This window comes from Pseudomonas sp. KBS0707, assembly GCF_005937945.2.
In the GTDB taxonomy this organism is placed as follows: Bacteria; Pseudomonadota; Gammaproteobacteria; order Pseudomonadales; family Pseudomonadaceae; genus Aquipseudomonas; species Aquipseudomonas amygdali.
This window is the reverse complement of the sequence record NZ_CP041754.1, coordinates 4104779-4126815: the sequence shown is the minus strand read 5'-3', so window position 1 is coordinate 4126815 and position 22037 is coordinate 4104779. Positions and strand designations below refer to the sequence as shown.

23 protein-coding genes and 2 pseudogenes are annotated in these 22037 nt (G+C 56.1%); 13 read left to right on the top strand and 12 right to left on the bottom strand.

Annotation, left to right across the window (positions count from 1 at the left end; all coding sequences use genetic code 11):
* Positions 1–196 precede the first annotated feature (196 nt).
* From FFH21_RS19500 to FFH21_RS19485, 4 genes are all read left to right on the top strand, one after another.
* A complete protein-coding gene (locus tag FFH21_RS19500; RefSeq protein WP_011169216.1) occupies positions 197–1177 on the top strand; it encodes an SDR family oxidoreductase in 981 nt (326 codons plus the stop codon).
* Positions 1170–2186, top strand: a complete 1017-nt coding sequence (locus FFH21_RS19495) for a glycosyltransferase family 4 protein (protein WP_004657318.1) — start codon at positions 1170–1172, stop codon at positions 2184–2186. The genes FFH21_RS19500 and FFH21_RS19495 overlap by 8 nt, the downstream gene beginning before the upstream one ends.
* 99 nt (positions 2187–2285) lie before the next feature.
* The gene (locus FFH21_RS19490; protein WP_004665954.1) at positions 2286–4280 is read left to right on the top strand and encodes a nucleoside-diphosphate sugar epimerase/dehydratase; all 1995 of its coding nucleotides are present in this window, start codon (positions 2286–2288) and stop codon (positions 4278–4280) included.
* Between the two features lie 159 nt (positions 4281–4439).
* A complete protein-coding gene (locus FFH21_RS19485) occupies positions 4440–4787 on the top strand; it encodes a helix-hairpin-helix domain-containing protein (protein WP_002554556.1) in 348 nt (115 codons plus the stop codon).
* Between the two features lie 104 nt (positions 4788–4891).
* On the opposite strand, the gene FFH21_RS19480 is transcribed toward FFH21_RS19485, so the two are convergent.
* Positions 4892–5461 carry a TetR/AcrR family transcriptional regulator gene (locus tag FFH21_RS19480; RefSeq protein ID WP_004657326.1) on the bottom strand — a complete coding sequence of 190 codons (570 nt, stop codon included), beginning with the start codon at positions 5459–5461 and terminating at the stop codon, positions 4892–4894.
* 443 nt (positions 5462–5904) lie between these two features.
* Here FFH21_RS19480 and FFH21_RS19475 point away from each other — a divergent pair, with 443 nt between their 5' ends.
* A complete protein-coding gene (locus FFH21_RS19475) occupies positions 5905–7182 on the top strand; it encodes an aromatic amino acid transport family protein (RefSeq protein WP_011169215.1) in 1278 nt (425 codons plus the stop codon).
* A 72-nt stretch (positions 7183–7254) separates the two neighbouring features.
* On the opposite strand, the gene FFH21_RS19470 is transcribed toward FFH21_RS19475, so the two are convergent.
* From FFH21_RS19470 to FFH21_RS19460, 3 genes are all read right to left on the bottom strand, one after another.
* Positions 7255–7461 (bottom strand): hypothetical protein, encoded by a 207-nt coding sequence (locus tag FFH21_RS19470; protein WP_002554553.1) that lies wholly within the window; start codon positions 7459–7461, stop codon positions 7255–7257.
* Positions 7462–7584: 123 nt separating this feature from the next.
* The gene (locus FFH21_RS19465) at positions 7585–8067 is read right to left on the bottom strand and encodes an elongation factor GreAB (protein WP_004657333.1); all 483 of its coding nucleotides are present in this window, start codon (positions 8065–8067) and stop codon (positions 7585–7587) included.
* Positions 8068–8070: 3 nt separating this feature from the next.
* Positions 8071–8469: a hypothetical protein gene (locus tag FFH21_RS19460; protein ID WP_004667822.1), complete on the bottom strand. Its 399-nt coding sequence runs from the start codon at positions 8467–8469 to the stop codon at positions 8071–8073.
* 150 nt (positions 8470–8619) lie between these two features.
* On the opposite strand from FFH21_RS19460, the gene earP reads away from it, so the two are divergent.
* Both earP and FFH21_RS19450 read left to right on the top strand, forming a co-directional pair.
* Positions 8620–9756, top strand: a complete 1137-nt coding sequence (gene earP / locus FFH21_RS19455; protein ID WP_004665949.1) for an elongation factor P maturation arginine rhamnosyltransferase EarP — start codon at positions 8620–8622, stop codon at positions 9754–9756.
* 99 nt (positions 9757–9855) lie between these two features.
* On the top strand, positions 9856–10425 hold the full coding sequence (locus FFH21_RS19450) for an elongation factor P (protein ID WP_002554550.1): 570 nt from the start codon (positions 9856–9858) through the stop codon (positions 10423–10425).
* 79 nt (positions 10426–10504) lie between these two features.
* Here FFH21_RS19450 and FFH21_RS19445 read toward each other — a convergent pair whose 3' ends face one another.
* From FFH21_RS19445 to FFH21_RS19435, 3 genes are all read right to left on the bottom strand, one after another.
* On the bottom strand, positions 10505–11524 hold the full coding sequence (locus FFH21_RS19445; RefSeq protein ID WP_004657341.1) for an alpha/beta hydrolase: 1020 nt from the start codon (positions 11522–11524) through the stop codon (positions 10505–10507).
* 40 nt (positions 11525–11564) lie between these two features.
* A complete protein-coding gene (locus tag FFH21_RS19440; RefSeq protein WP_004657344.1) occupies positions 11565–11984 on the bottom strand; it encodes an organic hydroperoxide resistance protein in 420 nt (139 codons plus the stop codon).
* 239 nt (positions 11985–12223) lie between these two features.
* Positions 12224–12697 (bottom strand): MarR family winged helix-turn-helix transcriptional regulator, encoded by a 474-nt coding sequence (locus tag FFH21_RS19435; protein ID WP_004657346.1) that lies wholly within the window; start codon positions 12695–12697, stop codon positions 12224–12226.
* Positions 12698–12886: 189 nt separating this feature from the next.
* On the opposite strand from FFH21_RS19435, the gene FFH21_RS19430 reads away from it, so the two are divergent.
* The gene (locus FFH21_RS19430; protein ID WP_004667821.1) at positions 12887–13633 is read left to right on the top strand and encodes a sulfite exporter TauE/SafE family protein; all 747 of its coding nucleotides are present in this window, start codon (positions 12887–12889) and stop codon (positions 13631–13633) included.
* Here the strand turns inward: FFH21_RS19430 and FFH21_RS19425 are convergent.
* The 3 genes from FFH21_RS19425 to FFH21_RS19415 form a co-directional block, all read right to left on the bottom strand.
* Positions 13623–14477, bottom strand: coding sequence for a LysR substrate-binding domain-containing protein (locus FFH21_RS19425; RefSeq protein ID WP_002554544.1), 855 nt, complete (start codon positions 14475–14477; stop codon positions 13623–13625). The genes FFH21_RS19430 and FFH21_RS19425 overlap by 11 nt on opposite strands.
* An 85-nt stretch (positions 14478–14562) precedes the next feature.
* On the bottom strand, positions 14563–15600 hold the full coding sequence (locus FFH21_RS19420; protein ID WP_011169213.1) for a glycosyltransferase family 4 protein: 1038 nt from the start codon (positions 15598–15600) through the stop codon (positions 14563–14565).
* Positions 15597–16427: a hypothetical protein gene (locus FFH21_RS19415; protein ID WP_011169212.1), complete on the bottom strand. Its 831-nt coding sequence runs from the start codon at positions 16425–16427 to the stop codon at positions 15597–15599. Before FFH21_RS19415 ends, FFH21_RS19420 begins: the two co-directional genes overlap by 4 nt.
* Positions 16428–16450: 23 nt before the next feature.
* Here FFH21_RS19415 and FFH21_RS19410 point away from each other — a divergent pair, with 23 nt between their 5' ends.
* The 3 genes and pseudogenes from FFH21_RS19410 to FFH21_RS19395 form a co-directional block, all read left to right on the top strand.
* Positions 16451–17710, top strand: a complete 1260-nt coding sequence (locus FFH21_RS19410; protein ID WP_004666928.1) for an IS256-like element ISPsy17 family transposase — start codon at positions 16451–16453, stop codon at positions 17708–17710.
* 184 nt (positions 17711–17894) lie between these two features.
* Positions 17895–18296 (top strand): annotated as a pseudogene (locus tag FFH21_RS19400) (IS5/IS1182 family transposase); the annotation flags it as partial.
* Positions 18272–18643, top strand: a pseudogene (locus FFH21_RS19395) (IS5/IS1182 family transposase); the annotation flags it as partial. The pseudogenes FFH21_RS19400 and FFH21_RS19395, both read left to right, overlap by 25 nt.
* 135 nt (positions 18644–18778) lie before the next feature.
* Here FFH21_RS19395 and FFH21_RS19390 read toward each other — a convergent pair.
* Positions 18779–19066, bottom strand: coding sequence for a hypothetical protein (locus tag FFH21_RS19390; RefSeq protein ID WP_041924606.1), 288 nt, complete (start codon positions 19064–19066; stop codon positions 18779–18781).
* A 434-nt stretch (positions 19067–19500) separates the two neighbouring features.
* Between FFH21_RS19390 and FFH21_RS19385 the strand changes: the two genes are divergently transcribed.
* Positions 19501–19734, top strand: a complete 234-nt coding sequence (locus FFH21_RS19385; protein WP_005755120.1) for a DUF1127 domain-containing protein — start codon at positions 19501–19503, stop codon at positions 19732–19734.
* An 18-nt stretch (positions 19735–19752) separates the two neighbouring features.
* Here FFH21_RS19385 and FFH21_RS19380 read toward each other — a convergent pair whose 3' ends face one another.
* Positions 19753–21099 (bottom strand): class II 3-deoxy-7-phosphoheptulonate synthase, encoded by a 1347-nt coding sequence (locus tag FFH21_RS19380; protein ID WP_002554540.1) that lies wholly within the window; start codon positions 21097–21099, stop codon positions 19753–19755.
* A 171-nt stretch (positions 21100–21270) separates the two neighbouring features.
* On the opposite strand from FFH21_RS19380, the gene FFH21_RS19375 reads away from it, so the two are divergent.
* Complete coding sequence (locus FFH21_RS19375) at positions 21271–22032, top strand: spermidine synthase (protein ID WP_004657356.1); 762 nt, start codon at positions 21271–21273, stop codon at positions 22030–22032.
* Positions 22033–22037: the final 5 nt, after the last annotated feature.

Genomic DNA, 22037 nt, shown 5'->3' with positions numbered 1-22037 from the left:
GGTTTAGTGTAAATCACCTCTGGCCCACACTGAAGGCCGGAGGGCACTGATGCAGGGATTTAAACAGTTGATTCAGGTGCGTTGCCGAAAAGGATTCTTACGCCAGCTGGAAAGTTATAAAATGAATTGAAGATATTTCAGTTGTCAAAAAGCGTCATATACGGAATATTTGGCTAATTTGGAAGGGCGTTCTTGCATGAGCGGTGATGTTGCATTGGTTGCAATAACAGGTGCGACAGGTTTCGTGGGCAGTGCGGTGGTGCGCCGATTGATCAAGCACACCGGTCATTCTGTTCGGGTCGCGGTGCGAGGGGCCTATAGCTGCTCTTCAGAACGTATCAATGTTGTCAGCGCAGAGTCTCTGGCCCCGGATAACCAATGGTCTGATCTGGTGACCGGGGCGCATGTAGTTATTCATTGTGCTGCCCGGGTCCATGTACTCAATGAGACTGCTGACGAGCCGGATCAGGAATACTTTCGCGCCAATGTCACTGCGACGCTGAATCTTGCCGAGCAAGCTGCAGCAGCGGGGGTCAGGCGCTTTATCTTCCTCAGCTCCATCAAGGCCAACGGCGAGTTCACCCATCCCGGTGCGCCGTTCAGAGCCGACGATCCCTGTAATCCACTGGACGCTTATGGCGTTTCCAAGCAGAAGGCCGAGGAGGGGCTACGCGAGCTTTCTGCCCGATCCGGTATGCAGGTTGTGATTATTCGTCCGGTTCTGGTCTACGGCCCGGGAGTCAAGGCCAACTTCAAGAGCATGATGCGCTGGCTCGACAAAGGGCTGCCGCTTCCGCTCGGGTCCATCAATAATCGTCGAAGCCTGGTGGCGGTGGATAATCTGGCTGATCTGGTCATGGTCTGCGTCGATCATCCTGCTGCAGGTGACCAGACATTTCTGGTCAGTGACGGGGACGACCTGTCTACTACCCGACTTCTGCGTGAAATGGGCAAGGCCCTCGGAAAACCGGCCCGCTTGCTGCCGGTGCCTGCAGGGCTGTTGAAAAACGCTGCTGCATTGCTTGGCAAGAAAGCCTTTTCACAACGGTTATGCAGCTCGCTGCAGGTCGATATCAGTAAAACCTGTACGATGCTGGACTGGCATCCACCTGTGAGTATTGAACACGCCATGCAGGATACTGCTCGATATTATCTGGAATACGACAAACATGATTGAGTGGCTGTCAGTCATTGCTATTGCCTTTGTGTCTCTGCTTCTGACGGCGTTGCTGCGCAAGTATGCCCTCGCCAGAAGTTTGATCGACGTTCCAAATGCCCGCAGCTCACATTCCACACCTACACCCAGGGGCGGTGGCGTTTCTATCGTCGTTACCTTTGTTATGGCGATGGCAGTTCTGGCTTGGGCGGGGGATCTATCTGCATCGGCTTTTGCTGCAATCGTCGGCTCGGGAGGGTTGGTCGCCGTGATCGGTTTCATGGACGATCATGGGCACATCGCCGCACGATGGCGCCTGCTGGGGCATTTTTTTGCCGCTGCCTGGGCGTTGTTCTGGCTGGACGGGCTCGCTCCGGTTGAGATCATGGGGTGGACATTCACCCCTGGTGCAGTCGGCCAGGTACTCGCGGCGTTCTACCTGGTATGGATGTTGAATCTTTATAACTTCATGGACGGTATTGACGGGATCGCCGGTATCGAGGCAGTTACGGTGTGCCTGGGCATGAGCATCATTTATGCGCTCGGTGACTATGTCGGGCTGTCGTTGGAGGTGCTTTTGCTGGCCGCCGCCGTTGCCGGTTTCCTTTATTGGAATTTTCCGCCGGCGAAGATATTCATGGGCGATGCAGGCAGCGGATTTCTCGGAATAGTGCTCGGTGTGCTATCCATTCAGGGTTCCTGGGCCTCGCCTCAGTTACTCTGGTCCTGGCTGATTCTGCTGGGTGTGTTTATTGTCGACGCCACGGTAACGCTTGTCCGGCGTCTGTTGCGCAAGGAAAAGCTCTATGAGGCCCATCGCAGCCATGCTTATCAGTTCGCGTCACGTCATTACGGCAGGCATTCGCCGGTCACGCTGGCTGTGGGGCTGATCAATCTGGTCTGGTTGTTACCTATTGCGATGTGGGTGGCACTGGGCGATGGCGAAGGGCTGATATGGACGGTAATTGCGTACATCCCCCTTGTTTTTCTGGCGCTAAGGTTCCGCGCCGGTGAGGCGGAAATCAGGTAACGAAGCGGTTTTCTGGTTGTCTCAGGCTCGTAGCTGTTTCACAGATACTGGTATGAGGTGATGGTTCAGCCGGTATTATAACGGAGCATTAAACAATTGATGAGCAGGTTGCGGGCCAGTTTGCTGGCTCTACCACGCCGCAAAAAGCGAATAATTCAGGTCGCTGCTGACGTTCTTCTTGTCTGGCTCGCGCTGTGGATGTCGTTTGTCGTGCGCTTGGGAATTGATGAGTTGATCAATCCTTTGGAAAAACATACCTGGCTTTTCATCAGTGCGCCGCTGGCTGCTATCCCATTGTTCATTCGTTTTGGCATGTACCGCGCGGTGATGCGCTATTTCGGTAACGACGCCCTGATTGCGATCATCAAGGCCGTCACGATGTCCTCTCTGATCCTCGGTTGCATGGTCTACGTTTACAGCAATCACCAGCAATTGGTGCCGCGCTCGGTCATCTTCAACTACTGGTGGCTGAGCATGGTGATGATCGGCGGCCTGCGCCTGGCCATGCGGCAGTATTTTCTCGGCGACTGGTTCGCCGCAGCGCAACACGTACCCTTTGCCAAGAGTGACAACGGTCTGCAGAAGGTCGCCATTTACGGCGCTGGCGCGGCAGGAAACCAATTGGTTGCTGCCTTGCGCATGGGACGCCTTATGCATCCGGTGGCGTTCATTGACGATGACGAGTCGATTTCCAATCGGGTGATTTCCGGCCTTCAGGTCTACAAGCCCAGAAATATCCAGCGAATGATAGATTCCACTGGTGCTCAGGAAATCCTGTTGGCGATCCCGTCTTCATCGCGCGGGCGTCGCCGGGAAATTCTGGGCTTTCTGGAAGGCTTCCCGCTCCACGTACGAAGCGTTCCCGGCTTCATGGACCTTGCCGCCGGCAGGGTCAAGGTAGACGATCTTCAGGAAGTCGATATCGCGGACCTTCTGGGACGCGATGCAGTTCCGGCCCGAGACAACCTGCTTGAGCACTGCATAAAGGGCAAAACGGTGCTGGTAACCGGCGCAGGCGGCTCGATCGGCTCAGAGTTGTGCCGACAGATATTACTGTTGCAGCCCACCCAGTTGCTGTTGCTCGACCACAGCGAGTTCAACCTCTACAGCATTCTTACCGAGCTTGAGCAGCGAGCGGCTCGCGAGTCTCTCTCGGTCAAGTTGCTGCCCATACTCGGGTCGGTACGCAATCACCCCAAGCTGCTGTCGATCATGAAAACCTGGAAGGTCGACACGGTCTATCACGCTGCAGCCTACAAGCATGTCCCTATGGTCGAGCACAATATTGCCGAGGGAGTCATCAATAACGTCGTCGGTACGCTCAATACCGCACAGGCGGCGTTGCAGGCGGGTGTTTCCAACTTCGTTCTGATTTCCACCGACAAGGCAGTGCGCCCGACCAACGTGATGGGCAGCACCAAGCGCCTTGCCGAACTGATACTGCAGGCGCTGAGTCGCGAGACCGCGCCGGTGATATTCGGTGACAAGGCCAACGTTTATCAGGTCAACAAGACGCGCTTCACAATGGTTCGTTTCGGCAATGTGCTCGGGTCGTCCGGTTCGGTTATTCCGCTGTTTCACAAGCAGATCCAGTCAGGCGGACCGTTGACGGTGACGCATCCCAAGATCACCCGTTACTTCATGACCATCCCCGAGGCCGCGCAGCTGGTCATTCAGGCGGGTTCCATGGGGCATGGTGGGGATGTGTTCGTTCTGGACATGGGCGAGCCGGTCAAGATTGTCGAACTGGCCGAGAAAATGATCCACCTGTCCGGTCTGTCCATTCGCTCCGAGAAAAACCCGCAGGGAGATATCTCCATCGAATTCACCGGGCTGCGTCCTGGTGAAAAGCTCTATGAAGAGCTGTTGATCGGGGACAATGTCGTTGCCACCGAGCACCCGATGATCATGAGTGCGAATGAAGATTTCCTGCAGTGGGATGTCTTGAAGGGCCGTCTTGTAAAACTGCTGGATGCGGTGGACCGCGACGATTACAACAGCGTGCGTCAATTGCTGCGAGAAACCGTAAACGGGTATGCGCCAGAAGGTGAAATCGTTGACTGGATGTATCAGGAGCGCAGCGGCGAACCGTGATTTGATCAACGATTACCGAGTGCCCGGCAACGGCAGACATACGTTTATTGATCTGGACATAGACAGCAACGCTCGACTTCTTTTCCAGGCGGCAGCAGTGCTCTAAGTTTCAGGCACAGCATGTGAAATGCTGCCTTTAACTGTTATGGAGCCTTATCTATGCGAACCCGTATCTTCAGTGCTTTGATCTTTGCCTTGCTTACCAGTGCCTCGGTTGCGGTCAACGCCACTGCGGCACCGTCTTCCTCCGCCGTGTCGCCCGCCACCATGGAAAACGCAGCGCCCGCTGCCGTTCACGAGCAACGTAACGATAAGGTCAATCTCAATACCGCTGATGCGCAAATGCTTCAGAAAGAACTGGCGGGTATAGGAAAAAACAAGGCCGATGCCATCGTTGCTTACCGGGACGCCAATGGCGAATTTACCTCCGTCGATGAATTGATCGAAGTAAAGGGCATTGGCAAGGCTATTCTGGAGAGGAATCGCGAGAAGCTGGCAATTGATTAACCCTTGCTCTATCCACTAAACAGACAGGCCGATCAATGATCGGCCTGTCTGTTTATGCACGCTTTATCGAGAACGGGTCTTGATAACGTTCTGCTTTCGATAAGTCAGTTGGCGCTCTTCTTTATCTCCTGTTTGAGATAGTCCCGGGTCGTGTCCAGAATGCGCTGCGACAATTCTTCGTTAAAAGCACTGCGGGCGAGTACCACGCCGCCTACCAGTGTAGACAGTACTGGCAGGCTCTTGGATTCAGTACCCGTCTGCGACAGAGACTGATCGAACAGTTCCAGCAAGTGAAGAATGATTTTATCCGTCGTCGCGCTGGGCTGGTCGCGCTGACCCAGTTCCAGGCACATGGTCGGCAGCGGACAGCCGCCGTCTGGTGGATCGCGACTGTCCAAAGAGAGGTAGAGATCAATGAATTCACTGAGCGAGTCCTGTCTGGCGAAAACGTCGCTGGTGATTCCTTTTACATTGTCGAGGGCGTGACTCAATGCCTGTTCAACAAGATCATCCTTGGATTTGAAATGCGCGTAGAAACCGCCATGGGTCAAGCCTAGTGCCTTCATCAAAGGTTGTAAGCCCGTAGCACCAATGCCATCGCGACGAAAGCGCATGGACGCTTCCTTGACGATACGTTGATGGGTTTGGGCCTTATGATCGAGCGCGTAACGCATGCGCTGAGTCTCCAGAGATGGGCCAATGTGTAACAGCATTTATACATGGATAGATGAATCGATGCAGCAGGCTTTCAATCGTTATGAGAACTTGTACCGGAATCAAGTGAAAGAACGCCTGTCTGCTTATCCAGCTAATGAGTGAGGCTGGCTGAAAAACGCAAACTGTTCCCGCGCAGAATGCAGGCACGGGTGCTCACTGAGCGCGCTGCCCTGTAAAACCACGACGTCGTCGACAAGAGGTCAATCATTCGCCAGCCCTTTGTGCAGAAGGCGTGCACGGGTTTACCTGCCTACAGTCCGGAAATTGTTGTCCTACAAGCCTTTGACTTCTGGCGTCAATCCCGGAGAATCTCGCCCGCTGTTTTCGAGGGGAGCGCTGAACTGCCGGCTTTTTCGACGCGCTGCCCTTTTTGATAAACCGGCCACGGAGAGTCGACCGGATGAATGATCAGGCTAACGGCGTCGTAGAACGCCTGGATGTAGCTCCCGAGAGCATCGCCTCTTGGAACCGTAATGACACCACCTGGATGCTCGGACTGTTCGGTACTGCCATTGGCGCAGGTACGCTGTTCCTGCCCATCAATGCAGGCATCGGTGGTTTCTGGCCACTGATGGCGCTGGCGCTGCTGGCGTTTCCCATGACGTTCTATGCTCACCGCGGGCTGACCCGTTTCGTATTGTCCGGGCGTGAAGGGGCCGACATCACGGAAGTGGTCGAGCAACATTTCGGCAAAAGCGCCGGCGCGATGATCACCTTGCTGTATTTTTTTGCGATCTTTCCGATCCTGCTGATCTACAGCGTGGCCCTCACCAATACCGTGGGCAGTTTTCTTGAGCATCAGTTGCACATAGCGCCGCCGCCACGCGCAGCGCTGGCGTTCGTGCTGATCATGGGCCTGCTGGCCGTGGTGCGTTGTGGCGAGCGGATCATCGTCAAGGCCATGAGCCTGATGGTTTACCCGTTCATCGTCGCACTGCTGTTTCTGGCGGTATTCCTGATTCCGCACTGGACTGGTGGCATCCTGAGTACCTCAACCACCTTTCCCGAGCCTTCGGCGTTCCTGCCTACTTTGTGGCTGGCCATTCCGGTAATGGTGTTTTCTTTCAACCACACGCCGATCATCTCGGCGTTTGCCGTTGATCAAAAACGTCAGTATGGAGAAAACGCCGAGGTACGCAGTTCGCAGATACTGGCCCGTGCCCACGGTTTGATGGTGGTGATGGTGCTGTTTTTCGTGTTCAGCTGCGTATTGACGCTGTCGCCAGCCCAATTGGCTGAGGCCAAAGCACAGAACATTTCGATCCTCTCCTACCTGGCCAACCACTTCAACAACCCGACCATCGCCTTCGTGGCGCCGCTGATTGCGTTCGTGGCTATTTCCAAGTCGTTCCTCGGCCACTACATCGGTGCAAGCGAGGGCCTGAAAGGGCTGGTTCTGAAAACCGGGCGTCGTCCTGCACCAAAGGCTCTGGATCGTCTGACAGCAGTCTTCATGCTGGTGGTGTGCTGGCTGGTCGCAACGCTGAACCCGAGCATTCTGGGTATGATCGAGACCCTGGGCGGGCCGGTGATTTCGGCGCTGCTGTTCCTGATGCCGATGTATGCCGTCTACAAAGTACCCGCCATGCGCAAATATGCAGGTGCATGGTCGAACTACTTTGTGGTGGCCGCCGGTGTGGTGGCGATCTCTGCACTGATTTTTTCGCTGACACGCTGAACCCGGCAGACATAACCCAGAAAGCTGCGCCGATATACCGGCGCAGCCTTTGGCCAGGCTCTGCAATCAGGGTCAATCCACAGGTTCGGGATACAACGGCCTGGACAAATGCATGATGCTGGCATAGTCATAGACGTACTGGCGTCCCGCATGGCTGGTGGAACGCAGTTGGTCGATCAGCTGTCGCTCTTTCTTGTTCAGGTATCTCAACGCCGGATCTTGACTGGACTTCAGGCGATCACGTTCATGGGCGTCAGGGAAAGCGATGACGTTCGTCATGAAAAATCTCCTTGGGTTTTAGTCCTTGTTTGCTTTGATGTTGCCCCGGTTGCGGTGATGATGGCGACGCTTCACCTTACCCACAAAAACTTGGTGCGATCAACCCTGTAGATGCCGGGTGTGTCACATCGTTTGTGTGATCTCGTAGGATTGTCCGCTGCCGTTGATGACAATCTGTACGGCATCGTCTTCGAATTTTCCCAGCAAGCTCTGCCCCAGCGGTGCCTTGGCAGTGATGACCGTGACCAGTTGTTCACCTGCGCTGACCTTCAGGCCAGCAGCGTCAGGGCCGAGAAACAGGTATTGCGTCTGACCGCCCAAGGCTTCGACAGCGACCAGATCACCGGTCTGAATGCCGCGTGATTCATCGAATGGCTTGAGCGACCATTTCCGATACGCCGCCAGCGACTGGCGAATCTCCTCGACACGTCGTGCCTGGCCTGCTGCCAGATACGATGCTTCCAGCCCCAGTGTGTCGTATTTGTTCTCGGCAATGTTCTCTTCGTGGGTTGCCGTTTCGTAGGCGGTCTGTGCCGCCCGTTGCGCGATGTCCAGATCGATTTCCAGCTTGTCGATGATCGATTGCAGCACGTCCTGCTTGTTCATGGTTTATCCGCAGTACTGATTGATGCTGGCGCGACTTTTTTCGCTCGGCGCAGTGCGGTCCTGCTGTATCCAGAAATCACACTTGGAACGGTTGAAGGTGCGCTGTTGTTGTTCTTGAGCCTGTTCACGGGCCTGACGGGCCTCGCTTTCACGCAGGCTTTGCTCGTATTTGCGGAACATTTCAGTCTCCGGGCCGGACGGCGCGGCAGTTTTTTGCGCAGGCGGGGCGGTGAGCTGGGCGGCGGCGTTTTCCAATGCCTGGGTTTGCGCCGGGGGCAGGCTTTTGTAATACAGCAGGGCGGTCAGAAACACCGCCATTGCGCCCAGCCAGATACCCAGGGCAATGCAGACAATCAATTTCAACGACACGTACAGGTCGCGACGGCGGGTAGTGGATGACATGGCTGAACTCCTTGCAGGGCAACAGATGCGATTGTGCCATGCCTGATGGCCGGGCATGAAAACTGTGCTGTCCAGTGGCATCAGGCTGGTGGCAACGGGGCGTTCTGAACGACAATCAACGTTTTTGCCATCCAGCCTCAGGGAGCCACGATGAAAGTCTCGTGGGACATTTTTTGCAGCGTAGTCGACAACTACGGTGATGCCGGCGTGACCTGGCGTCTGGCACGCCAACTGGTTGCCGAGCAGGGGCTGCACGTGCGTTTATGGATCGACGACCTGTCGGCTTTCGTTCGCCTGTGCCCCAACGCTGATCCTCAGGCTCTGCAGCAATGGCAAGAGGGTGTGAGGGTGTGCCAATGGCCCGCTGAATGGGCAGGCAGTGATATTCCTGACGTGGTCATCGAGGCCTTTGCCTGCCGCCTGCCGCCTGCCTATACCGAATCGATGCTGCAGCGTTCGCCAAGGCCGCTGTGGTTGAACCTCGAGTACCTCAGCGCCGAAGACTGGGTCTCGGGTTGCCACGGTTTGCCTTCGCCACAGTTGAACGGTTTGAAGAAGTTCTTTTTCTTTCCCGGTTTTTCCGACGCCACGGGTGGCCTGCTGCGCGAAAGAAACCTGATCGAACAGCGCCAGCGATTTCAGCAAGACAAGGCCGCGAGGCGAGGTTTCTTGCAGGAGTTGGGCGTCGAACCGTTGCCTGATGCTCGCTTGATCTCGGTATTTGCCTATGAAAATCCCGGGCTGGGCAGCTGGCTTGACGCGCTGGCCAGCGACACTCGGCCCAATCACCTGCTGGTGCCGGAGGGACGCATTCTCGCCGATCTGCGGCGCTGGCTGGGTGTCGACGATGAGTTACACGCAGGTTTCATGCAGGTAAGGGGAGGGCTGACGGTTCAGGTGTTACCGTTCATCCGCCAGGAACGCTACGACCAACTGCTGTGGAGCTGCGATTTCAACGTCGTGCGCGGGGAGGACTCGTTCGTCCGTGCGCAATGGGCGGGTCGGCCGATGCTCTGGCACATCTATCAGCAGGAAGACGACGCGCATCTGCCCAAGCTTGATGCGTTTTTAGCGCTCTACCTGGCGTGTCTTGCGCCTGAGGCGGCGCATGCTGTGAATCAGTTCTGGCAGAACTGGAATATCGGCAGCGACCTGGGCGAAAGCTGGCTGGCACTCACCGAACACTGGGCTGAAATTGAAAAGCACGCCGGGCACTGGTGCCTGCAACAAGCCGCACAGACTGATCTTGCCACGGCGCTGGTGCAGTTTTATGGAAATTCGCTATGATACGCGGCCTTGATACAAGGCTCTGTACGAAAAAGGCCTACGCAGGCTGTTTCTCGTACAGAGCCTTTGGTTAATTCCATCCAAATTCGGATATATGCAATGAAAACTGGTAAAGAGCTGAAACCCGGTACCGTGATCCGTCTCGAAAACGATCCTTGGCTGGTTCAGAAAGCTGAATTCACCAAATCCGGTCGTAACAGCGCGATCATGAAGACCAAGCTGAAAAACCTGCTGACCGGTTACAAGACCGAGATCGTTTACAGCGCCGACGACAAGCTGGACGATGTGATCCTCGATCGCAAGGAAGCCACCCTGTCTTTCATCAGCGGTGACACCTACACGTTCATGGACACCACTGACTACACCATGTACGAGCTGAACGCCGAAGACATCGAAAGCGTTCTGCCTTTCGTCGAAGAAGGCATGACCGACGTTTGTGAAGCCGTATTCTTCGAAGACCGTCTGGTTTCCGTAGAACTGCCGACCACTATCGTGCGTCAGGTCGACTACACCGAAGGCTCCGCTCGTGGCGACACGTCGGGCAAGGTCATGAAGCCTGCCAAACTGAAAAACGGTACCGAGCTGAGCGTTGCTGACTTCATCGAAATCGGCGACATGATCGAGATCGATACCCGTGAAGGCGGTTCCTACAAAGGCCGTGCGAAGTAAGCATGGTTTTGTAACCCCGTTACGCAAAAAACCCGCATTGCTGCGGGTTTTTTTACGGCTGAAGTTTGAGCCCCTGCCGTTATTTCAGGTGTTCTTTCAACTCCTGAGACGCCTGCAGGATGGCAGAGCGGACAGCCGGGACCTGGCTGACCACGTTGAGCAGGCCGTAGTCATGGATCATGCCGTTGTAACGTACCGCCGTGACCGGCACGCCCGCCTGGTCCAGCTTGCGCGCATAGGCTTCGCCTTCATCACGCAGCACGTCGGCACTGGCGGTCTGAATCAGCGCCGGTGGCAGACCTTTCAGTTGCTCGGTGGTGGCGCGCAGCGGCGAGGCGTAGATCTCGTTGCGTTGCGCGGCATCGGTGGTGTAGTTGTCCCAGAACCACTTCATCATGTTACGGGTCAGGAAGTGGCCTTCGGCGTACTGGTTGTATGAATCGTTATCAAAGTTGGCGTCAGTCACCGGCCACAGCAGCACCTGATACCTGAGCGCCGGAGTGCCTTTTTCTTTGGCCATCAGTGCGACGACCGCTGCCATGTTGCCGCCCACGCTGTTACCCGCCACAGCCAGGCGCTTACCGTCGACGTTGATTTCCTTGCCGTGCTCAGCTACCCATCTGGTTGCTGCGTAAGCCTGGTTGATCGCCGTCGGATAATGCGCTTCGGGTGAAGGCGTGTAATTGACGAACACCGCTACCGCACCCGAGCCCACGACCAGGTCGCGGACCAGTCGCTCGTGGGTCTGGAAATCACCCAGTACCCAGCCGCCGCCGTGGAAGAACATGAAAACCGGCAAGGTCCCTTTTACGCCAGCAGGGCGCACGATATTCAGGCTGATCGGCTGGCCATCGACGTTGATGGTCTTTTCGCTGACATCGGCTTTGGGCAGCGTCAGTTTGACCCCTGCCTGTGCTCCTACCAGCACGGCCCTGGCATCTTTCGGCGACAACTGCTCAATGGGCTTGCCAGTGCCCGAATTCAAGGCATCGAGAAAAGCCTGAGTGTTGTGCTCGATGACAGGATCGCCTGCGGCAAACGCGCTGCCGATGGACAGTGCGAGAAGCGTACCCGTCATGACTTTGCTGAAGGTCTTCATGTTCGTTCCCTTGCTCATGTTCGTATCTATGGCCGGTGGGTTAGACGGTTACATGCAGGCGCACATCGACGTTGCCGCGTGTGGCGTTGGAATAAGGGCAGACCACGTGAGCGGCATCGACCAGTTGCTGAGCGTCGGCTTGTTCAAGGCCGGGCAGGCTGACATGCAGGTCGATGTCCAGACCGAAACCACCGGGAATCTGGCCAATCCCTACGTGGGCGGTGATCGAGGCGTCTGCCGGGATGCTGCGTTTGCTCTGACCGGCGACGAATTTGAGGGCACCGATGAAGCAGGCCGAATAACCGGCAGCGAACAGTTGCTCCGGGTTGGTGGCTGCGCCGCCAGCACCGCCAAGCTCTTTCGGAGTGGCGAGTTTGACGTCGAGAATCTTGTCGTTGGATACGGCACGACCATCACGGCCGCCTGTGGCGGTTGCAACTGCGGTGTAAAGAGTGTCCATGATTTTTCCTCGTTCGGTAGGGTTAATTGCGCAAAATACTTGCGCGATAACTAAGTGCGGGGCAAAGGTAGTCCAAGGATAGTTAGCGCGCAAGCTAAATTTTGCGAAAAGTCGAAAGAGGTCTTTTCCGGAGGAGGAAAGCTACCAGGGCGGGCAGCTGGAAATCTTGCCAGCCCCTTGATGTGCGGGGCTTTGGCGAGACGAGCAATAGGTCAGTCCGGGGGGCGTGACCCTTTGTCTTAAAGGCTCTGGTGCAGATGGTCACGCAAGTCCAGCAACTGTGTCTGCAGGTCACGAAGCCTTTCCATGTTCAGGCCGCTCGCCGACAGAATACAGCCGGGTATGCTCAGCGCCTGGTGTTGCAGTGCACGACCTTGTTCAGTCAGGTGCAGCAATACCACGCGTTCGTCTTCCTTGCTGCGGGTGCGGCTGATAAAGCCCTCGCCCTCAAGACGCTTGAGCAAAGGTGTCAGAGAACCCGGATCGGTGAGCAGGCGCGTGCTGACATCACCTACGGTAAGGCCGTCTTTTTCCCACAGCACCATCATTGTCAGGTACTGCGGATAGGTCAGCCCAAGCGCCTGCAGCAGCGGTTTGTAAACCTTGGTCATCATCAATGAGGTGGAATACAGGGCGAAGCACAATTGGTTATCCAGCAGCAGCGAATCGCAATCGGCAGGTGCAGCGTGGGCAGGGTTTTCTTCGGCACTCATATCAGGTCCTCAAACTCAGTCGAATGAGTTTAACTTAGTGTTGCATTCTTTAATGTGCCAGATAATTTCGAGCGTGCAGGCTCAAAGCGCTGACAGCTTGCGCCGCGCGCAAAAAAAACAGGTAACACCGGGTGTTGGTTGCGCGCAGGACTGCGTAGCATTTGGCCATTGACTGGGCGGGGACGTAGTGTGATTGAAATTGTGATGTTTGTGTTACTGGGTGCAGCGATGGGCACCCTGGGGGGGCTGTTCGGAATCGGTGGTGGTCTTGTGGCAATTCCCGCGCTGGGTGTGCTGTTCGGTCTGGATCAGCAGCTGGCGCAAGGGACAGCGTTGTTGATGGTGCTGCCTAACGTGTTACTCGCCTTGTGGCGCTATAACCAGCGCAACCGGATTTTGCTGCGTAATGCGTTGATGTTGATTGTTCCCAGTTTTATTTTTGCCTGGCTGACGTCGCTGCTGGCGGTGCGCGTGGATCCGCAAAGCATGCGCCTGGGCTTTGTCGGCTTTCTAGTGGTTCTGACCGTGTTCAACGTGGCGCAGATGTATTGGCGCGGCCATCAGGCCGGTAGCGGGTTGCGCCATGAAAAATGGCTATGGCTGCTGGGCGTCGGGTCCGGTATGACCGGAGGTCTGTTTGGCGTTGGCGGGGGAGTGGTGGCCACGCCGATTCTTACCAGCGTGTTTGGCACGACACAGGTTGTGGCGCAAGGGTTGGCGCTGTCCCTCGCAGCCCCGAGCACCGGGATCACGCTGGTTACCTACGCGCTGCACGATCACGTCAACTGGTCGATGGGCATTCCATTGGCCATTGGTGGTCTGGCGAGCATCAGTTGGGGTGTCAAGCTGGCGCATTCGCTGCCGGAGCGAACGCTGCGCCTGATGTTCTGCGTGTTTCTGGTGCTCTGCGCAGTCATTCTCGCGCTCAAGGTTTGAAGCCGTCGATGATGTAGTCGGCCATGCATTCGGTGATGGGCGAGGGGTTTTTCGGATTGCGCAGCAGTACGATGCTGGCCGTTGGCAGCTCGGGCAATTGTTCGGCCGCGCCGATGATGCGCAAATCTGCAGTGATCAGGCTTTGAAACTGTGCAGTGACTGCCAGGCCCGCGCTGACCACTGCTGTGATTGCTGCCATGCTGGAGCTGCTGTAGGCGATGCGGTAATCACGCTCCACGCTGTCCAGTGCGTTGCATGCCCAGTCACGACAGAAGCAGTGCGTATTGAACATCGCCAGCGGAATGGGGTTTTGCTCATGCGGAGCAAAACCGCTGGCTTCCATCCAGACCAGACGCTCATGACGCAACAGCGTACCGATCTCGGTGCCGGGCTTGCGCGTAACGATGGTCAGGTCCAGGTCATTGCGTTGTAGCAGCAGGTCGGACGGTTCGCAATGCACCTCTACCTGAACCAGCGGGTAGGCCTGCGCGAACTGCGAAAGAATGCCGGGCAGAAAGCGCATCACGTAGTCATCGGGCGAGCCGATTTTTACCACCCCGATCATGTGTGGCTCGCGCAGCGTATTGAACACCTCACTGTGCAGCTTGAGGATGCGCCGCGCATAGCCAAGTAACACTTGCCCCTCTGCCGTCAGGTTCAGGGTCCGGCCTTCACGCTGGAACAGTTGACGCTGTACGACATCCTCCTCCAGACGCTTCATTTGCATGCTGACCGCCGATTGAGTGCGGTTCACGGCTTCACCTGCGCGGGTGAAACCGCCGTGGTCGGCAATTGCCACAAAGGTACGAAGCAGCTCTGTATCGATGCCTGGATAGTTGGCCAAACCATCAATCTCCCAGATGGACTGCATAAGAAACATTCTTCAAGCTGATCTTATGCGTCAGCTCTGTTTTTTGCGATGACGACTTTTAACAGGATGAGGACCGGTCAATGAGTGACTGATAGGCATGGACATAGTTTTCGGCCATTTGACGCGCTGAAAAACGCTTTTGAAACTGCTCGCGTATTCTCATGGCAGATAGCTGGCTCACCTTATGGACGGCGGCTACCGCTTCTGCTTCGTTGCGGACAACGAAGCCTGTGACTCCGTCTTCTATGACTTCCGGGACTGAGCCGGAGGGAAATGCGATCACTGGAGTACCGCACGCCATTGCCTCGATCATGACCAGACCGAAAGGCTCTGGCCAATCAATAGGAAACAAAAGTGCCAAGGCACCTGACAGGAAAGTGGTTTTTTCCTGCTCATTGATCTCACCTATGTATTCGACCAGCGGAGAATCCAATAGCGGACGTATGTCTCGTTCAAAGTAAGCGCTGTCAACGGCGTCTATCTTGGCAGCAATCTTGATGGGGATATCGCATTGTTGGGCGATGCGAATGGCCGCATCGACCTGCTTCACAGGCGTGATTCGTCCCAGAAAAGCAAGGTATGTCCTTTCCACTTGCCGGGGTGTATGGAGTTGTAGCGGCAAGCCGTGATACACCGTGCCCACCCAGTTGGCGGCTGGCAGATCATTGCGTTGAGCGTTGGAAATCGAAATAAGCGGCATGTCTGCAAAGGTGTTGAACACCGGTTTGAGTGCGGGCAGATCGACTCGACCATCCAAGGTGGTAACAAACGGTGTGGGCTGGCGGCTGAACAGGGAGAAGGGGTAGAAGTCCAGGTGGAAGTGAATAATGTCGAACTCCTGCGCACGACGCCTCACGCGTTCCATCATGACCAGGTGCGGGCTTATGACGTCGAAGCTTCCGTAATCGAGCCTCAGAGCGGCGGGCCAGACTGCATCAAGCTCTGCAGACGTCAATGAGTCGCCGCTGGCGAACAACGTCACTTGGTGGCCTAGTTCAACAAGTGCCTCAGTGAGGTAGGACACCACTCGCTCCGTACCTCCGTAGCGTTGAGGCGGGACCGCCTCGAACAAAGGGGCAACCTGGGCAATTTTCATAAGCGATCTCCGTTTTCAGGTACGTTTATCCATTCCCTGATTTTTTGAGCGGCCACCGCGTCACCTCCGCTGCCGAAGCGTTCGATCAGCCGAGAAGTCTTGCCGCCTGTGCACTGGCGCATGCGGGCAACTGCAACTGCCATTTTTTCATTGAGAACGGCACTTCGCTCAGTGTCTCCCAGTGTTGAAATTGCCTCGTCGATGCTAGCCAGACAGGTTTGTGTGGATGTTGTGTAATCAATGTTAACGCCCAGCGTTTCCCAGCCTAGCTCCGCGTCAACCATACCGGCGTTGCGCAGATGAGCCAGCTGAAGGCCTTGCGTATTGTTGACCGGCGGCAGCCATATGACCGGTGTTTGCATAACAGCCGATTCGTAGATGTTGCCCAAGCCAGGTGTACAAACTGCAAATTGGCAGTCATGCATCATCCGGGCGACCTCCGTAAGGGGGTAAGTGGTGGCATCGTCTGATTCCAGTGCTTCTGCGATTGTTTGGCTGGTGGCGATGTGAAGCTTTACCCCTTGATCGAGTGCTGCACGCAAGGCGAGCGTAATCGCGCGGGCAAAGTCGATAAGCATCGCCTCATCGGTATAAGGGTTCTTAAGTCCGCCCAGATTAAGCAGGACAACGTTGGACTGGCTATTTCGAGGTGCGTACCTGGCTCGGGATGTGATGGGCGGGACGACAAAGTGATTTTTTGATTTTATGCCCGCCAAGCGTTCAACTACGCCTATAAAGTTCTGGGCAATATAAAGCAAGCGAGGGCGGTGAATAAGTTCTTCGATGCGGGGCCAGCGGAGACTGTCAGAAATTTTGTGTTCGGGCATAACATGTAGCTAGAGGTGCATGTATGCCGACCAAAAAGAAGTCCGCCAATGCAACAGCGAGGGAGTTGCCCTCGATTCCCCAAGAGCTGATCGAGCAGTTTGTTAAAGGCCCGATGAGCGCCGAAGCCATTCAAGACGCGTCCATGGCGTTCAAGAAGGCTCTGATCGAGCGTGCGCTAGGCGCCGAGCTGGGTCACCACCTTGGTTATCCTCAGGGCGCGGAGCGCCCTGAGGAGTCGACCAATCAGCGCAATGGCAAAAGCAGCAAGACGGTTCTGACCGACGACGGGCCGCTTCGCCTGGATATCCCCAGAGACCGCGATGGTAGCTTCGCCCCGATCCTGATTCCCAAGCACGAACGACGTTTTACAGGCTTCGACGACAAGATAATTGCCATGTACGCCCGGGGCATGACGGTGCGTGAGATCCGCGCTTTTCTATCTGAGCAGTATGGAACTGACGTGTCCCATGACTTCATCAGCTCAGTCACCGATGCGGTCATGGAAGAGGTGGGCGCTTGGCAGCAACGACCCTTGGAACCGATGTATCCGGTGATCTTCTTCGATGCGTTACGGGTCAAAATCCGGGACGAGGGGTTAGTGTGCAACAAGGCTATTTATCTGGCGCTGGGGGTATTACCTGATGGCACGCGCGACATTCTGGGTATATGGATCGAGAGCACCGAGGGTGCCAAGTTTTGGATGAAGGTGTTCAACGACCTCAAGACTCGTGGCGTTGAAGATGTTCTGATCGCCGTCACGGATGGCCTCAAAGGAATACCGGAGGCGTTGGGGGCGGTTTTTCCTGCCACGACGCTGCAAACCTGCATCGTGCATCTGATCCGCAACAGCTTGGACTATGCCGCTTGGGATAAACGTCGGGCACTGGCCAAAGCACTCAAGCCGATCTACCAGGCGATCAATGCCGATGTGGCTGAGCAAGAGCTTAACGCCTTTGAAGCGGGCCCCTGGGGCAAGCAGTATCCGACTGTAGTTGCTGCATGGCGTCGCGCCTGGGATCGGGTTATACCGTTTTTTGTTTTTCCGGCGGGCATTCGCAAAGTGGTTTACACGACCAATGCCATCGAGAGCATCAATGCCCAGTTACGCAAGATCATCAAGACTCGAGGGCACTTCCCGACCGATGAGGCTGCGACGAAACTGATATGGCTTGGGTTGCGCAACATCACCGCCAACTGGGGTCATGCGGCACACGACTGGAAAGTGGCAATGAATCAATTTGCGATCCTGTACGGAGACCGATTTACCAGACCGAGCTGGTAAAACAAGGGCCTGCCTGACGGCAGGCCCTAACCAGCCCGAACACAAAAAAACTGATACTCCCGGCCAGCGTGTTTCTGCTTGCCACCACCAGGTCAAGGCATCATAAAAAACAACGCGTTTACCTAAGAGGGTGTAGACAAAATAAATTAAACTTTCACTCCCTTGTCTGAATAGCCCTCAAGCCATGCCTAAAACCGGACGTCCTCGCTCGATTGCCGCCGAGCACTATCCCGTGCTGGTGAAACTCGCTCATGCACAGCCCTATTCCAGCCAGGCCGAATTGGCGCTCGTATTCTTCGCCGAAACCGGTATCACTGCGCATCCCGACACCTTTGCAAAAGCGTTGAAAATGGCAGGGATTACGCGTGTAAAGCAGCGGGCCAAGGGAAGTTTTCAGTCACCTGAACCTAATAAAGCCTATGGCTACAATGAAACCCACCGCCGCCAACTGCCGGAGCAGCTATATCCGAGTTGCTTGACAGATACCGAGTGGGCACTGGTCGCCGACCTGTTTGAAAGCCAGGGCGGACGAGGAGTGCCACCGCTTCACTCTCGGCGCACGTTGCCAAACTGCTACACGGCGAGGAAAACGTAGTCTGCGCCGACGCAGGTTACACCGGGGTTGAGAAGCGCGAAGAACATGCTGGGCGCAAGGTCATTTGGCAGATTGCCGCCCGCCGCAGCACTTACAAAAAGCACGGAAAACGCAGTGTTTTGTACAAGGCGATCCGCAAAATCGAGAAGGCCAAGGCTCAGGTTCGCGCCAAGGTCGAGCATCCGTTTCGGGTCATCAAACGCCAGTTTGGCTATGAAAAAGTGCGCTTTCGGGGCTTGGCCAAGAACACCGCGCAGATGGTGACGTTGTTCGCCCTGTCAAACCTGTGGATGGCCCGCCGACATTTGTTGGCGAGCGCAGGAGAGGTGCGCGTGTAATGCAGGAAATGGTTACCGCAAAAGGCTTTGCAGCGGCCGAAAGAGCTGAAAAGCGAAGATAATTGAGCAAATTTCGACATGCATCGTTTTTTGAAAAGTGCTGAGGACTCGGTAGCCGGAAAACATCCGGCTACTTCAGACCTTCCCTAAGGACAGTGATCGAATTGCTATGTCGAGATCCATGGCTGTTACAACGATATCGACATCAGAGATTAATTTATCCCAGTCTCTCGGGCTACTTCCGGTCATGTCATGGATTTTTCGATAGGGAAGGTGCTTTTGCAGATCCAGTGAGTGCCCTTCACCCGCGTAGGCATGGCAGCCGCTGCCTATAAAGTAAGGTGCAATGGCGGCAATTGCCGCAGAGGGACCGAATCCAAACGGTTCGGCGTTGAATAAAATGCGATTGGCTTCCATGCCCATGTGTTTCTCCAGAACGCTACATATTACCGATGCACGTCTTCTCGTTTAGGGGGCGTCTCTTAGCACCCTCAGCGGTTAGCGGGTGTTTATAATGGGCATTGGTATAATGGTTTTTATAGTAGTTACCCAAGAAGCTGTTTTCAGAATTCTAGAACGTTCACGGGGCCTGTCAATTGAAACGCTAGTCTATTCTGTAATAACGAAAGCGTTTGGCTTGCTGTAAGGTTGCTGCATGTCTGGCTTGGGTTTTTATATATTGGTTATATGTCTGTCGGGGCAAGTGGGCACTTAAATAATTATCGACTGCCGGTGTGAGCGGCAGCACATTTGGATCGATCAATACATCAATTTCAAAGATGTATTGCATAAGAAACATTCGTTGGGTTGATCTTGGGTCAGGCGCGAGACTTTAGTCATCTCACACGGAGGGCAAGATGATGAATGGTCAAAAAGAGTGTGTATTGATCGCAAGGCCTGCCGGGCATGCTCAGCCTGGCAAGGCGTTGGTGTGGTTGAAGCACCACTTGCAGCGCTGGCTGGAGCTGCACCGTCAGCGCCGCTATCTGGCGCAGATGAGTGATGACACGCTGAAGGACCTGGGGCTGAGCAGGGCCGACATTCAGCAGGAAGCCGAGCGTCCGTTTTGGGATGACCCGCTCAAGCGCTGAGCGGGCGGTTTGCTCTGCTTAGCGCCTGACCTGCTTCAGGGTTTCGGCAATCAGGAACGCCAGCTCCAGTGACTGATCGGCATTCATGCGCGGATCGCAGTGGGTGTGGTAGCGATCCGAAAGGCCATCTTCGGTGATGGGGCGGGCGCCGCCGATGCATTCGGTGACGTTTTGCCCGGTCATTTCGATATGGATGCCGCCGGCATAAGTGCCTTCAGCCTGATGCACCTGAAAGAACTGCTTCACTTCGCCGAGGATCTGCGCAAAGTCGCGGGTTTTGTAGCCGCTGCTGGCCTTGATGGTGTTGCCGTGCATCGGATCGGAGCTCCACAGCACTTTGCGGCCTTCGCGCTCAACCGCACGAATCAGCTGTGGCAGGTGATCGCCGACCTTGTTGGCACCCATCCGCGCGATCAGGTTGAGACGGCCCGGATCGTTGTCCGGGTTAAGGATGTCGATCAGGCGAATCAGGTCGTCAGTGTTCATGCTCGGGCCGACCTTGACGCCGATCGGGTTGTTCACCCCACGCAGGAATTCGACATGCGCGCCATCCAGTTGCCGGGTACGGTCGCCGATCCACAGCATGTGTGCCGAGCAATCGTAGTAATCATTGGTCAGGCTGTCGCGCCGCACGAAGGCTTCTTCGTAATTGAGCAGCAATGCCTCGTGGGCGGTGAAAAAGCTGGTTTCACGCAGTTGCGGCGAGCTGTCCATGCCGCAGGCGCGCATGAACGCGAGCGTTTCATCGATGCGTCCGGCCAGCTGGCTGTATTTTTCGGCCAGCGCCGAGTTGGCAATGAAGTCCAGATTCCACTTGTGTACCTGATGCAGGTCGGCAAACCCGCCCTGTGCGAAGGCGCGCAGCAGGTTCAGGGTGGCGGTGGACTGGTTATAGGCTTGCAGCAGGCGCTCCGGGTCCGGCACACGGCTTTTTTCATCGAAACCGATACCGTTGACGATGTCACCGCGATACGCCGGGAGCGTTACGCCGTCGATGATTTCGTCGTTTGCCGAGCGAGGCTTGGCAAATTGTCCGGCCATGCGTCCGACCTTCACCACCGGGCAACCGGCGGCGAAGGTCATGACGATGGCCATCTGCAGCAGCACCTTGAACGTGTCGCGAATCTTGGCTGCGGAAAACTCCATAAAGCTTTCCGCGCAGTCGCCGCCCTGCAGCAGGAACGCGCGACCCTGGGTTACTTCGGCAAACTGGCGGCGCAACTCTCGGGCTTCGCCGGCAAACACCAGCGGCGGATAGCTGGCCAGGGTCTGTTCGACCTTCAACAGATGCGCGGCATCAGGGTAGTGAGGTTGCTGCTGAATCGGCAGTGCCCGCCAGCTGTCGGGGCTCCAGGGTTGGCTCATTATTGGCTCTAGGGTTGTGCAATCGGGTCCGCATGTTAGCAGTTCGCTGTTGCTCTGCCAGCGTAGGGCAGACCACCGGGACGGCATCACGCCCGGCAATGTGTGACAAAGCCGCGCGCTTGCCGGACAATTCGCGTTTTGCGCTCGGCGCAGCGATGACCAGGAACGGTAATGACGGAAGAGCGTGAGCGCGTAGAACGAATTCTGGCCGAGGTCCACGACGACTTCGGCATGATCCGCGTGCTGGAAGTAGAGGATTATCGCTTTCTGGAGTTTGGCGAGGCCATCGAGCAGAGCTGCACGTTTACGGCTGACCCGAGCTGGCTGGAATACGACTACACCCGCGCGATGCTGATCGGCGCACTGTGTCACGATGCGCCGGACAGCGCGCTGTTTCTAGGGCTGGGTGCGGGTACGCTGACCCAAGCCTGCATGAAGTTCCTGCCGCTTGAAGACGTGGAAGTCATCGAGCTGCGCCCTGATGTGCCGCGCCTGGCCATGGAGTTCATGGGGCTCGATGACGACCCGCGTCTGTATATCCGCATCGGCGATGCGCTGGATTTGCTGGACAGCGCAGAGCCTGCCGACCTGATCTTTGTCGACCTGTACACCGATGTCGGGCCGGGCGTCGGGCATTTGGCCTGGAATTTTTTGCAGGGCTGCCAGCAACGCCTCAATTCCGGTGGCTGGCTGATCATCAACCAGTGGGCCACCGACGACGGTAAACCGCTGGGCGCGGCTTTGCTGCGGGGTTTGTACCACCGTCATTACTGGGAGCTGCCGGTAAAAGAGGGCAACGTCATTCTGATCGTGCCTGCCGACCTCGATCAGACGCTGGATATCGAGGCACTGAGTTCGCGTGCCGAGGCACTTGCGCCGCATCTTGGGTACTCGCTGGAGTCGTTGATCAGGGCGGTCCGTTCCGCGACTTGAGCGGG

What these genes read in the sequence shown, in the direction of transcription:
- FFH21_RS19470 (WP_002554553.1), bottom strand. Translation starts at nt 7,461, where the DNA reads ATGACGAACGTCATCGCTTTCCCTGACGCCCATGAACGTGATCGCCTG.
- FFH21_RS19435 (WP_004657346.1), bottom strand. Translation starts at nt 12,697, where the DNA reads ATGAGTGCCGAAGAAAACCCTGCCCACGCTGCACCTGCCGATTGCGAT.
- FFH21_RS19385 (WP_005755120.1), top strand. Translation starts at nt 19,501, where the DNA reads ATGATGAATGGTCAAAAAGAGTGTGTATTGATCGCAAGGCCTGCCGGG.
- earP (WP_004665949.1), top strand. Translation starts at nt 8,620, where the DNA reads ATGAAAGTCTCGTGGGACATTTTTTGCAGCGTAGTCGACAACTACGGT.
- FFH21_RS19495 (WP_004657318.1), top strand. Translation starts at nt 1,170, where the DNA reads ATGATTGAGTGGCTGTCAGTCATTGCTATTGCCTTTGTGTCTCTGCTT.
- FFH21_RS19450 (WP_002554550.1), top strand. Translation starts at nt 9,856, where the DNA reads ATGAAAACTGGTAAAGAGCTGAAACCCGGTACCGTGATCCGTCTCGAA.
- FFH21_RS19415 (WP_011169212.1), bottom strand. Translation starts at nt 16,427, where the DNA reads ATGCCCGAACACAAAATTTCTGACAGTCTCCGCTGGCCCCGCATCGAA.
- FFH21_RS19500 (WP_011169216.1), top strand. Translation starts at nt 197, where the DNA reads ATGAGCGGTGATGTTGCATTGGTTGCAATAACAGGTGCGACAGGTTTC.
- FFH21_RS19480 (WP_004657326.1), bottom strand. Translation starts at nt 5,461, where the DNA reads ATGCGTTACGCGCTCGATCATAAGGCCCAAACCCATCAACGTATCGTC.
- FFH21_RS19410 (WP_004666928.1), top strand. Translation starts at nt 16,451, where the DNA reads ATGCCGACCAAAAAGAAGTCCGCCAATGCAACAGCGAGGGAGTTGCCC.
- FFH21_RS19440 (WP_004657344.1), bottom strand. Translation starts at nt 11,984, where the DNA reads ATGGACACTCTTTACACCGCAGTTGCAACCGCCACAGGCGGCCGTGAT.
- FFH21_RS19485 (WP_002554556.1), top strand. Translation starts at nt 4,440, where the DNA reads ATGCGAACCCGTATCTTCAGTGCTTTGATCTTTGCCTTGCTTACCAGT.
- FFH21_RS19445 (WP_004657341.1), bottom strand. Translation starts at nt 11,524, where the DNA reads ATGAAGACCTTCAGCAAAGTCATGACGGGTACGCTTCTCGCACTGTCC.
- FFH21_RS19375 (WP_004657356.1), top strand. Translation starts at nt 21,271, where the DNA reads ATGACGGAAGAGCGTGAGCGCGTAGAACGAATTCTGGCCGAGGTCCAC.
- FFH21_RS19380 (WP_002554540.1), bottom strand. Translation starts at nt 21,099, where the DNA reads ATGAGCCAACCCTGGAGCCCCGACAGCTGGCGGGCACTGCCGATTCAG.
- FFH21_RS19420 (WP_011169213.1), bottom strand. Translation starts at nt 15,600, where the DNA reads ATGAAAATTGCCCAGGTTGCCCCTTTGTTCGAGGCGGTCCCGCCTCAA.
- FFH21_RS19475 (WP_011169215.1), top strand. Translation starts at nt 5,905, where the DNA reads ATGAATGATCAGGCTAACGGCGTCGTAGAACGCCTGGATGTAGCTCCC.
- FFH21_RS19465 (WP_004657333.1), bottom strand. Translation starts at nt 8,067, where the DNA reads ATGAACAAGCAGGACGTGCTGCAATCGATCATCGACAAGCTGGAAATC.
- FFH21_RS19490 (WP_004665954.1), top strand. Translation starts at nt 2,286, where the DNA reads ATGAGCAGGTTGCGGGCCAGTTTGCTGGCTCTACCACGCCGCAAAAAG.
- FFH21_RS19460 (WP_004667822.1), bottom strand. Translation starts at nt 8,469, where the DNA reads ATGTCATCCACTACCCGCCGTCGCGACCTGTACGTGTCGTTGAAATTG.
- FFH21_RS19390 (WP_041924606.1), bottom strand. Translation starts at nt 19,066, where the DNA reads ATGGGCATGGAAGCCAATCGCATTTTATTCAACGCCGAACCGTTTGGA.